The 11,847-nt window shown below is 68.2% G+C and carries 5 protein-coding genes; all 5 read left to right on the forward strand.

The genetic code is table 11. The features are described 5' to 3' along the window. Window positions 1–11: 11 nt before the first annotated feature. Entirely contained in the window at window positions 12–6,029 is a 6,018-nt protein-coding gene (locus tag E3O06_RS04775) for an Ig-like domain-containing protein (protein ID WP_134501843.1), read from the forward strand. A gap of 29 nt (window positions 6,030–6,058) precedes the next feature. Beyond that, window positions 6,059–7,024: an AAA family ATPase gene (locus E3O06_RS04780; RefSeq protein ID WP_134501844.1), complete on the forward strand. Its 966-nt coding sequence runs from the start codon at window positions 6,059–6,061 to the stop codon at window positions 7,022–7,024. Next, window positions 7,021–8,409, forward strand: coding sequence for a DUF58 domain-containing protein (locus E3O06_RS04785; RefSeq protein ID WP_134501845.1), 1,389 nt, complete (start codon window positions 7,021–7,023; stop codon window positions 8,407–8,409). The genes E3O06_RS04780 and E3O06_RS04785 overlap by 4 nt, the downstream gene beginning before the upstream one ends. Continuing rightward, the gene (locus E3O06_RS04790; RefSeq protein ID WP_134501846.1) at window positions 8,406–11,087 is read left to right on the forward strand and encodes a transglutaminase domain-containing protein; all 2,682 of its coding nucleotides are present in this window, start codon (window positions 8,406–8,408) and stop codon (window positions 11,085–11,087) included. The genes E3O06_RS04785 and E3O06_RS04790 overlap by 4 nt, the downstream gene beginning before the upstream one ends. Further along, a partial coding sequence (locus E3O06_RS17455; RefSeq protein ID WP_166788104.1) for a DUF5684 domain-containing protein occupies window positions 11,088–11,847 on the forward strand: 760 nt, incomplete at its 3' end. It abuts the gene before it with no gap.

Raw genomic sequence — 11,847 nt, forward strand, 5'->3', positions numbered from 1 at the left:
GGGCTGAGCTGATGGCCGGTAAGCGCACTCGTCGTCATCGTCCGGTGTTCTCGAAAGCACGCCTCGGCGTCATTCGCATTGCCGCGGTGGCCGCGATCGGCGCGCTGCTGGCCACGGTGGCGATCGTCGTCGATGGTTTCGACGTGAAGCAGACGCCGGTGAACGCAAGTTCGATCTGGGCTTTGCAGAGCGGGGACGGCACCCGGTACGCCCGCATCAACACGGACCTCGGCGAACTTGACACGGTGAAGACGGTTCCGGCTCCGAGTGAATTGGTGCAGACCGATTCCACCGTGCTGCTGTACGCGCAGAACAATGAAAAGGTCGTCGATGTGAGCCTCGCGGCGCCGATCGACCTCGGTGACGACGCGGCCGACTACGACAGCACGCCGGCCGGCACCCGCACGATCGTGTCGTCGACCTCGTGGGTCGGTTACCTCACGAGCGCGGGAACGGTCTTCGCCGGGAGCGTTGCGGGTGGTGTTGGCGGCGCCCAGGAGCCGCGCCCGGTGAACCCCTACGCCGACGATGCGGTCGCCCCGGGCGAGACGCCCGTCGCCTACCGCTCCGATGCCATCGCGATCACTCCCGAGGGGGTGCTCTACAGCTTTTCGAGTGACGCCAGGAGCGTGCTCCGCTACTCGATTGCCGACGACCGAATCCTCGGAGAAGAAGCCGTCACCGACGGTCCGGCCGAAGCCGGAAGCCAGCTGACCGTCGTCGGCGACACCTGGGCTTTGCTCAGCGTGAGCGGCGAGGAACTGTGGCTGGCCGGCCAGAACGAACCCGTCGAGACGAACCTGAGCGAACTGGCCCTGCTGCAACGCCCGAGCACCACCGACGACGACGTGCTCATCGCAGACCAGACCGGCCTGGTCGCCTTCGCGCTCGCCGACGGTGCCCGCACCGAGCTGGTCGGCGACACCACGCTGGTCGGGGGCGCCGCGGCCGTGCTCGGTGTACCCGCCGCCCCGACCCCTTATAAGGGAGTGCGCTACGCGGCCTGGCTGCCCGCTTCCGGCACCGGCGGCACGCTGTTCAGCGAAAGCGCCGGCGAAACCGCCCTGAGCTACGGTGCGATCACGCCGAACGGCGACGCCGCCCCCGCGTTTCGCGCCAACGAATCACTCATGATTCTCAATGACACCCGAAGCGGATGGGTGTGGACGGTTCCCGACGGCGCCCTCGTGCAGAGTTCCCAGGACTGGACCCTCGCGGCCGCCGAAGAACCGCAGCGTCAAAACAACGTGGAGGAGGCGTCAGAGGTCGTCGAACCGAAGGCCCCCGTGGCCGTGCCGGATTCCTTCGGTGTGCGCGTCGACCAGCTCGTTTCGCTGCCGGTGTTGCTCAACGACCACGACGCCAACGACGATGTGCTCAGCGTGGTGCCCGACTCGGTCACCGGCCTCGACCCCTCGTGGGGCACCGTCTTCGTGACCGACCAGAACCAGGCGCTCGCCGTGCAGGTCGCCCCCGGCGCCAGCGGCTCGGCTACCTTCAACTACGCCATCACCGACGGCTCCCGTACCGACGGCCTCGATTCGCCATCGACCACCGTCACCCTCACCGTGCACGGCGACGACGTCAATTCGGCGCCGGTCTGGTGCGGCACCGACGGTTGCCTGCAGGACTGGCCGAGTCCCGAGGTGCAGCCGGGTGGCGCGGTGACCGTTCCGGTGCTTCCCGGCTGGGTCGATCCCGACGGTGATCCTATTTTCGTCGCATCCGCTGCCAACACCACCGACATCGGCTCGGTCAGTGTGACGCCGGCCGGCGTGCTCGTCTACAAGCATCCCAATGCGGCAGAGCAGAGCGCGCAGTCGGCCACTATTCTCGTGCGCGTCTCGGACATTCACGGCGCCGCGACCGAGAAGGTGCTCACGATCGTGGTCACGCCGACCCCACGCCTCACGGTCGAACCGTTTGCGCTGCTGGCCTCGGTGAACGAAGGCATCACGGTGGACCCGGCCGAGTATGTGTCCGGCGCTGCCGGCCTGTACCGCATCGCGTCGGCCACCATCCCGACGAGCGCCGAGGGTTCCACCGTTGCCGTCACCGCCAACGGCACCGCCTTCGACTTCTCCGCGACCACGATCGGCAACTACACCGTCAGCCTGACGATCGCCGACGACGTCAGCGAGGTCGTGTCGCTCGTGCGCATCTCGGTGGTGTCAGCGGATGCGCAGGCCCTCACGACCTCCCCGGTGACCGTTTTCGTGCGGCCCAAGGCCGACACCAGTGTCGACGTCTTCACCGCCGTCTCCAACCCGGCCGGACGAGTGCTGCTGCTCGGCGAAGCCATTCCCGAGACCGTGCTCGGCGCCTCCCTCAGCGTCGACGTCGTCGGCCAGAACATTCTGCGGGTGCGCGGCTCCACGGCCGATGAACGGCCGGGCAAGCTCGGCACCGTGCGCTACACCGTGTCTGACGGCACGGAAAACCCGCTCTACACCGTGCGCGGCGAGGCCACCGTCTACCTGCTCGAGGCCTCCGTTCCGCAGGCGCCGATCGCCAGGAACGACAGCGTGTCGGTGCGGGTCGGCGCGCAGATCGACATTCCGGTGCTCGACAACGATGTGGCGCCCGACGGCAACATCGTGATTCTCAACGCCGAATCGGTGCAGAACCGCGATTCCCGGGGACTGGCCTTCGCGGCCGGAGCTGAACTGCGCTACCTCGCCCCCGACGAGCCGGGCAGCTACGAACTCGCCTACAGCGTGTACACCGCGGGAGCACCGGAACTCATCGACTCGGCCGTGGTCTCGGTCGAGGTGCTCGCCGACGGCGACAACACGGCGCCTCAGCCGCACACCCTCTACGGTCGGGTGCTGTCGGGCGAGACCATCGAGATTCCCTTCGACAGCTTCGGCATCGACCCCGACGGCGATACCGTCGTGCTCGATCGGGTGCTCACCCAGCCGGCCCGCGGAACGGCGTCGATCAACGCCACCGGCGACGCCATCGTCTATTCCAGCCCCCTCGACTACCACGGAGCCATCGAGTTTCAGTATCGTGTGCGCGACAGCGGCCGGGCCACCGGCCTCGCCCTCGTGCGCATCGGCGTGCTCGACCAGCGCTCCAACCCGAGCCCGATCACCTTCAGCGACTACGTCGAGGTGCAGGCCGGAGCCGACAACCAGGTGGTCGTCTTTCCCGCGGCTAACGACATCGAGCCCGGCGGCGGCAGCCTGACGCTGAGCGGGGTCGCCCCCGACGCGACGGCCGGCAGCGCCGAGTTCGACGCGCTCGCTGAGCGTATCGACTCCGTCACCGACGAACGCGTGGTGTTCACGGCCGGCGAAGAGCCGGGCCTGCTCACCTTCGTCTACTCGGTGACCAATGCCAACGACGACGTCGCCCAGGGCCTCATCGTGGTCAAGATCGTGCGCACCTCCGTTCCCGACTATCCGGTCGTGATCGACACGACCCTGGCCCTGGACGAACGTGATGCCTTTCCCGACGGCGTCGACGTGGTCACCGACAAGGTCTCCTGGAACTCCGGTGACGTCTCTGACCTCACCCTCACCCTGTGGGGCAGCCACCCCGGGCTCGAGGTTTCGGGCTGGAAGATCAGCGGCGACGTTCCCGACGAGGGCCTGCTCGCCCCGTTCGCCCTGACCGGACCAAACTTTCAGGGGGTCGAAGTGACCACCTACGGCTTCCTGCGCATTCCGGCCAAGGACGCCATCATCATCGCCCTCAAGAAGGGCAACGTCGACCAGAACGTACGGGAAGACGCTTCGGTCACCTTCGATCTGACCAGCCTCGTGTTGATCCCCGCCGGAACCACGCTGGAACTGCAGCGCACCGGCATCCGTTCGTCGGGGGAGCGCGGCAGGGCGACCTGCACGTTCGATTCCGGCACCAGGGTGACCTACTCGGCCGGGTCTGACGCGCCGTGGACCGACTCCTGCACCGTGCCGGCCCGCATCGACGGCCAGGAGGACTACACCCAGCTCGTCGTGCCGATCGTGGTCGAGCCGCTCGACCCGCAGCCGGAACTGCGTCCGGCGGCACTCACCGCGAGCCCCGGCTCCGAGGCCATTCGTTACGACCTCAGCCACATGGTCGAGTGGCAGGGCAAGGGTGACGTGCCCGCTCTGACCTTTGCTATCGACTTCACCTCCGATCAGTTCACCGTGCAGCAGGACGGCGCGATCCTCACGATCGGTGTCGCCGATAATGCCGTGGCCGGCCGCGAAGCCGCCGTCTCGGTGAGTCTGTCGAGCCACCGCGATGCGATTGCTGCGGTGCTCGCACTCAAGGTGGGGCCGGCGCCGAGTGAACTGCCCAAGGGCGGCACCGTGGCAACGAGCTGCACCCAGTCGTCGGGCTCCAGCTGCTCGATCGCGGTCATCGGCACCGCCGGTGAGGTCAACCTGTACCGCGGCACCCCGCTCGAACTGGTCTCCGTTACCGCCCCGAGCACCTGCGTCGGTGTGTCGTTCGCGGTCGAGAATTCGAGGAACGTGCGAGCCAGCTGGTCGGGCGACACCGCCGGCGGGGTTTGTGAGGCGAGCTTCGTGGTGCGCGACGCGCAGGGCAAGCTCAGCGCCGGAAACCGCAACGGATCGATCACCGTCGACCTGCAGGGCTACCCGAAGGCGCCGAACGCGGTGGCACAGATCGCCTACGGCAACCGTTCCGTGACTCTCTCGGTGAGCCCCGGCGGCGCCAATGCCGCCTACCCGGCCCTCGAGGGGTTCAACCTGTACCGCAACGGAGCCTCGGTGGCCCGCTGCGACACATCGGGCGACTGCGGCACGATCACGACGACGGCGAACGGCGATCAGGCGGTCTACGAGGCCAAGGCCTTCAACGCGGTCGGTGAATCGCGCACCCCAGTGAGCGTGACGGCCTGGTCGTATGACACCCCGGGTATGGGCACGCTCACGGCCGAGCCGGAGTACGACCCGGCCGTGACGTCCTCGACTGTCGGTGCGGTCAGCCTGACCATCGAGAACACCGACGATTCCACGAACCGATACCGCATCGGAGACGCGGTCATCGATGCCGCCGACGGGCGAAAGACGGTGCACAAGCTGGCGCTCGGCGTGGGCCCGCAGACCATCACCGTCACCCCCCTCAGCAGCTTCGAGCAGCCGGCGGGCAGTGGCCCGACCGAGGAATCGAAGAGTCAAACGGTGCTCGTGGCCGGATCACCCGCGATCACGTCGCCGGGGGTGCTGAGCTCGCAGAACCGGTCGATCACCGTGGCCGACGCCCGGTTCGACCTGAATTCCAGCGTGCTGCCGGAAGAGGTGCTGTACGTCGCCTCGCCCACCGAAGGCGCAGCCTGCACGCTGACGCCGGCGGGATTCACCTCGGCGGGCGCAGTCACCTCGGAAGACCCAGCGATCGGCGGCCTGACCAAGCACACCAGGTACTACGTGACGATCTGCTATTCCAACGGCTACGGGGTCACGACGACCACGGCCGGACCGATCACGACCTGGGAGAAGCCGGCGGCCCCCGGCGACGGCACGTACACCTACGGGACGGGCGGGCCGTCTAACGGCCAGTACCTGATTGAGACGCCCAGGTCGTCGGCGACCGTACCCGCTGATTTCGAGGCTGACTTTGACCGTTACGACGAGTCGACCGGCTCGGAAGCCTTCGGCGCCGACCCGGGCATTCGCGTGCGGTATTGCACGACCAGCGACGACACCCTGTGCAGCGACTGGTCGACCGTGACGGCAGCGGATGCCTCGCGCGCCTGGCAGGTCACGTACTCGGTAGAGGGCCTCACCACCGCCCAATGCGTCATCGGCGGCACCCTCAAGGTCGCCGTTGACGCGACCGCTTCCGGCCTCGCGACGGCAGTCGTCACCCGTGCCGAGTACGACGTGCCCAACCCGAATGGTGGCCGGATGTGGGAGTACCGCAACACAGCCGTGGTTCCCGGTGATGCAGCCCAGGTGAGAAACGTCAGCTGGACCATCAACTGGACCGCGCCGGAAACGTCGGGCCTGGCCCAGGTCTCTGACGTGACCCAGTCCGGCGCCGTCCCCTGCTCTCCCGCCTCGTAACTCCCCGCCCGACTGAAAGAGCTCCCCACATGACAATCACCCCGGAACAGGCAGACTGGTTCACCGCGACCTTCACGATGATGGTCGACAACGTGGAGCAGGTTGTCCTCGGCAAGCGCCACGTGATCGAACTCGCCTTCACGGCGATGGTCAGCGAGGGCCACCTGCTGCTCGAGGACTACCCGGGCACCGGCAAGACCTCGCTCGCTCGCGCCATGTCGCAGACCGTGCAGGGTGTCTCGACCCGCATCCAGTTCACCCCCGACCTGCTGCCCGGCGATGTGACCGGCATCACCGTCTACGACCAGAAGACCGGAGAGTTCGAGTTTCACAGCGGTCCGATCTTCGCCAACGTCGTGCTCGCCGACGAGATCAACCGGGCCAGCCCGAAGACCCAGTCGGCACTGCTCGAGGCGATGGAAGAGGGCAACGTGACCATCGACGGCGTCACCCGTTCCACCGGGGTGCCTTTTCTCGTCATCGCCACCCAGAATCCGATCGAGCAGGCCGGTACCTACCGGCTACCAGAGGCGCAGCTCGACCGCTTCATGATGAAGGCCTCGCTCGGCTACCCCGACCTCGCATCAACGATTCGCATCCTCGAGGGCACCGCCGACGTGCGCCACGAACTCGCCCCGGTGATCACCCCGCAGGCGCTCGTGAGCATGAGCGACATCGCCCGCGCGGTGTTCGTGAACCCCCTCGTCTACGACTACATCGGCCGCCTGGTCGAAGCGACCCGCGATGCCCGCCAGGTGCGGATGGGGGTGAGCGTGCGTGGAGCCCGCGCCCTCACCAAGGCGGCCAAGACCTGGGCTGTCGCCCACGGCCGCACCTTCGTCACCCCCGACGACGTCAAGGCCCTCGCGGAGCAGGTGCTCGCGCACCGCATGGTGCTCGACCCGGAGGCCGAGTTCGACGGCGTCACCGCGAGCGCCGTCATCGGCCAGATTCTGCTCGACGTGCTGCCGCCCAGTCGGAGCGACCTGGCGTGAGTTTCCACACCGAATCGCGGCGATCCCAGACCTCGAATCTGGCCCGTACGAGCACCCAGACCAGGTCTGCAACGCACACCCGGTACAGCACCACGCGCACGAACAAGTCAACGACGTTGACCCTCGTGGGAGCCGTAGTGCTGTGGATACGCTTTGAGCGCGCTGTGCGAATCGGTGTGAAGGCATCCGTTGAATGGGTGGGTGAAACGGTCACGCCGGCCGGCTGGGTCGTGGTCTCGGCCGCGATCGTGCTGCTGCCGCTCGGTCTGGTCTTCGGCTGGACCGAACTGATCGTGACCGGCTGCGTGGCGATCGCGCTCATTCTCATCTCGTTGCCTTTTCTGGCCGGAGGCCGCGCCTACAGCGTGGACTTCGTGCTGCCGGTCGACCGGGTCGTCGCCGGCTCCGAGGTGCTCGGCACCCTCACCGTCACCAACGTGTCGAAGCGCCTCGAACTGCCGGGCCGCGTCGACGTTCCAATCGGAAAAGGCCTGGCGGATGTCTACGTGCCGCTCCTGCGCGCCGGCCAGGTTCACGAAGAGCACGTTCGCGTGCCGGCCTACCGCCGGGGCGTCATCGATGTGGGCCCGGTCACGACCGTGCGCAGCGACCCGCTCGGGGTGCTCGGCCGCTCACGGCCCTGGGCCGACGTGAACCGCCTGTTCGTGCACCCGGTGACCGTGTCGATCCCCAGCACGAGCGCCGGCTTCGTGCGGGACCTCGAGGGCAACCCCACGAGTGACATCGTCGACTCCGACATCTCCTTTCACGCCATCCGCGAGTACGCCCCCGGTGACGGGCAGCGGCACATCCACTGGAAGTCCACGGCGAAGACCGGCAAGCTCATGGTGCGGCAGTTCGAAGAGAGTCGACGCTCCCGCCTGGCCATCGTGCTGAGCCTCAACGCGGCGGAGTACGCCTCCGAGGAGGAGTTCGAGATGGCGGTCAGCGCCACCGGGTCGCTCGGCGTGCGCGCCATTCGCGACGGCCGCGACCTCGCCGTCGTGGCGAGCGAGGAGATTCCCGATATCGTACGCAGCAGCATCCGTTCGGTGCGCAGCCTGAGTGTCGTGTCGACGCGCACCCTGCTCGACGACCTCACGGCGATCGAGACCAGCCCGCACGCCATGAACGTCGAAGACGTCTGCGTGCTCGCGGCCCAGGTGGTGCCCGATATCTCGATCGCGTTCGTGGTGTGCGGTGGGGCGATGACCGCTCGGCGCCTCCAGGCGCTCACCCTAAAATTCGCCGGCAACGTGCAGGTCGTCGCCGTTCTGTGCAACCCCGACGAGCAGCCGAGCTTTCGCGACCTCGCCGGCACGAGCGTGCTGACCATCGGCGTGCTCGACGACTTTCGCTCCCTGCTGAGCCGACGAGCCGCATGAGCGCGCCCGCAGTGCCGGCCGCCGCCGCCGGCCGACCCGTGACCGGTGCCGTGCCGACGGTTCCGCCGCGCCGATCGCGCCGCGCGCCCGGCCACAGCCGTCGAGCCGGTGTGGTCAGTGCCCGCCTGATCAATACCGTGTTCGTCGTGGCGATGATGCTCGTCGCCGTCTGGGCGGCCTGGCCGATCTACCAGGACACCAGCTACCTGGTCATGGCGGGCGGAGCCATTCTCGCCGGTCTGGCCCTGGCCTGGCTCGGCGCACGTCGTGGCTGGTCCTGGTTCACCGTGCTGCTCGCCGTCCTCGGCGGCTACCTGCTGCTCGGTGTTCCGCTCGCGGTGCCGAGCGCGCTCACGAGCGTGCCAAACATTCTCGGCGGGCTGCTCGACCTCGTGACGGCCACGGTGTTCAGCTGGAAAGAACTCGTCACCATCCAGCTGCCGGTCGGCTCGTACCAGACCCTGCTGGCCCCCGCCTTTCTGCTGTTTCTCGGCGGTACCACGGTGGCGCTGTCGCTGGCCTGGCGCGGCAAACGACTCTTCTACCTCGCCGTGCCCCTGATTCTTGCCGTGCAGCTGTTCGGTCTGGTCTTCGGGTCGAGTGCCGTGAGCATTCCGCTGACCATTGTGGGCCTGAGCGTGCCGGCACCACGGGAGAGCCTGATCGGCCTCGCTGCCCTGCTTCTCGCCTTCGGCTTTCTGGCCTGGCGCACCCACCTCGCCCGCAGCGAAGCGCTCGACCTGGCTGCCCGCACGACCGGAGTGCGGCGCACCCCCGGCGGCCTCGGCGGTCGCGTGCGCCGGGCCGTTCTCGCTGCCGGCGTGCTGGTACTCGCCATCGGCGTCTCGCTCGGCGGGCTCGCGGCTGTCGCTGCGACGCCGGACCGCGAGGTGCTGCGCAGCAGCATCGACCCGGCCGTCGACCTGCGGGAGTACATCAGCCCGCTCAGCCAGTACCGCAGCTACTTCAGCGCCGAGCGGTACGACCAGGAACTGTTCACGGTGACCGGCGACGCCACGACCGTCGATGACGGTTCCGCATCGCGCGTGCGCCTCGCCGTGCTCAGCTACTACGACGGCGAAGTCTTTCGGGTCGTGAATCCCGCCGCAGGCGAGAGCGACCAGATCACGGCCTTCGCCCGGGTGCCGCACTCGCGCGGGTCGACCGCCGAGCGCGTCACGACCAGCTTCGACATCGCCGGGTACACCGGTGTGTGGATGCCGGGGGCAGGCGCTCTGTTCAGCATCCGCTTTGCCGGTGATCGAGCCGCCGCGCTGAGCGACGGCTTCTTCTACAACGCCGGAACGGCCTCCGGCATTCAACTCAACGCCCTCGAAAACGGTGACCGCTACACGGTGGTCACCGAACCTCAAACGGATGCGACGACCCTGGCCGGTCTCACCAGCCAGGCCGGCGACACCCTCGACGAAACGCTCATTCCCGCGAGCCTCGGCGACTGGGTCGACGCCCAGGCGGTCACCAACGACGGCGCCGGACTGGCCGAGCTGGTCACCCGGCTGCGCGAGCGCGGCTACCTCAGCCACGCCCTCACCGCACCGCCCCTCGACTCACCAGTCGGAGACTCCTGGACCGCCGACCTCGCCGACTATCAGTTCTCGCCGAGCCTGTCCGGGCATTCCGTCGCCCGCATTGACGCGCTGTTCACCGCGCTGCTCGAGAAGCAGAACAGCAGCACGGCCACCGAGAATTCGGCCCTGGTCGCCGCGATCGGCGACGACGAACAATTCGCCGTGGCGACGGCGCTGCTCGCCCGCCACCTCGGGTTTGAGTCCCGCGTCGTGCTCGGGTTCACCCTCGGCGCTGCAACCGCTGCTGGTGCTGCGGGCACCACGGGCGCACCCGGCGCCTGCCTGCAGGGCGTCTGCTCGGGTCAGAACCTCGCGGCGTGGGTTGAAGTGGCCGGCAGCGACGAAAACTGGGTCACCGTGGATGCGACCCCGCAGTTTCAGAACCCGCTCTCACCCATCGACGACACCACCCGCGACCCGCAATACAACACCGAGGTCATCGCCGAGAGCGCCACCGAACAGCGCGCCCCCGAGGCGAACCCGACCAGCGGTGAAGACCAGCAGGAACAGGAACAGGCCACCGGCCCCGACCTGGACTGGCTGTTCGCGGCCCTCAAGATCGGCGGCATCAGCCTCGCCACGCTGCTGGCGATCAGCACGCCGTTCCTGGTCATTCTCGGTGCCAAACTGAAGCGCCGCCGGGACCGATCACGTGCCGTCGACGTCTCGGCGCGGTTCGCCGGGGGCTGGGACGAATACATCGATGCCGCCGTCGACCGCGGCCTCGCCGACCAGGGCAGCATGACCAGGGTCGAGATCGCGTCGCACTACGAGTCGGTCGGCGGCACCGTGCTCGCTCACCTCGCCGACCGGGCCGTGTTCGGCCCGGTGCCGCCCGAGACCGGCGACAGCGATGCTTTCTGGGCCCTCGTCACCGCGGAACGGGCCGGTCTGGCCGCGAGCGGCACTCGCCGAGACCGGTGGCGCGCCGCCCTCTCCTTGCGCTCCTTTTCCCGGCTGGCTGATGCTGGCCGACTCTTCACTTTTCGACGACGCATTTCTCGATACGTCACGACCACCGTGCGCCCGAACCGGCGCGACACCAGCAGATTGGGGGAGCGGCCGCCCACCAGCGGCCGCGAATCATAAATGGATGAATCATCTGGAGCGGCGATCGCCGGAATCGTGGTGACCGTGCTGGTCGGCCTCGGCGTGTACGTATTCTCGTCGATCGCCCTCGGCAAGATCTTTGTGAAGCTCGGGGAACAAGCCTGGAAGGGCTGGATACCGATCGTCAATACCATCACCCTGTTTGAGCTCGGTCGCTATTCGGCCCTCTGGGTGGTGGGCCTGTTCATTCCGGCAGCGAACCTCGTGGCCCTCGTCGTTTTCATCATGGCGGTCAACAACGTCAACCGGCGCCTGGGCCACGGCGGCGGATTCACCCTGCTCTACTTGGTCTCCTTTCCCATCTGGGCCGGCGTTGTCGGCTTCGGGAAGAGCGTCGACACCGGGTGGATGCCCGGAATGGCCGCGACCGGGTACGTTCCGTTTGCCCCGGTGACGCCCCTGTCGATGAACGCTCCGGCTTCTGTCCCGGCCGCTGACCCGGTACCGGCCGGGCAGAGCGTGATGCCGCCCGTGCCGCCAGTCCCGCCGGCAGCGTTCCTGGCGACGGTGCCTCCCGCACCTCCCGCCCCGCCCGCGCCGCCAGTCCCCCTGGCGCCCGCCACGAACGGTCTGCCCACCGGACCGCCGCCGTTCTATGTGAGCGCCCCGCCGGCGCCACCCCTGTTCTCGGCGCCACCCGCCCCACCCGCCCCGCCCGTTCTTGCAACCCCGCCGGCACCGCCCGTGTTTGCTGCACCGCCCGCACCGCCCGTGTTCGCGGCCCCGCCCGCACCGCCGG

The organism is Cryobacterium glaciale (assembly GCF_004402535.1).
Classification (GTDB): Bacteria; Actinomycetota; Actinomycetes; order Actinomycetales; family Microbacteriaceae; genus Cryobacterium; species Cryobacterium glaciale.

Bases quoted from the DNA above. Each gene is read 5' to 3' on its own strand.
- E3O06_RS04775 (WP_134501843.1), top strand. From the start codon at position 12: ATGGCCGGTAAGCGCACTCGTCGTCATCGTCCGGTGTTCTCGAAAGCA.
- E3O06_RS04790 (WP_134501846.1), top strand. From the start codon at position 8,406: ATGAGCGCGCCCGCAGTGCCGGCCGCCGCCGCCGGCCGACCCGTGACC.
- E3O06_RS04780 (WP_134501844.1), top strand. From the start codon at position 6,059: ATGACAATCACCCCGGAACAGGCAGACTGGTTCACCGCGACCTTCACG.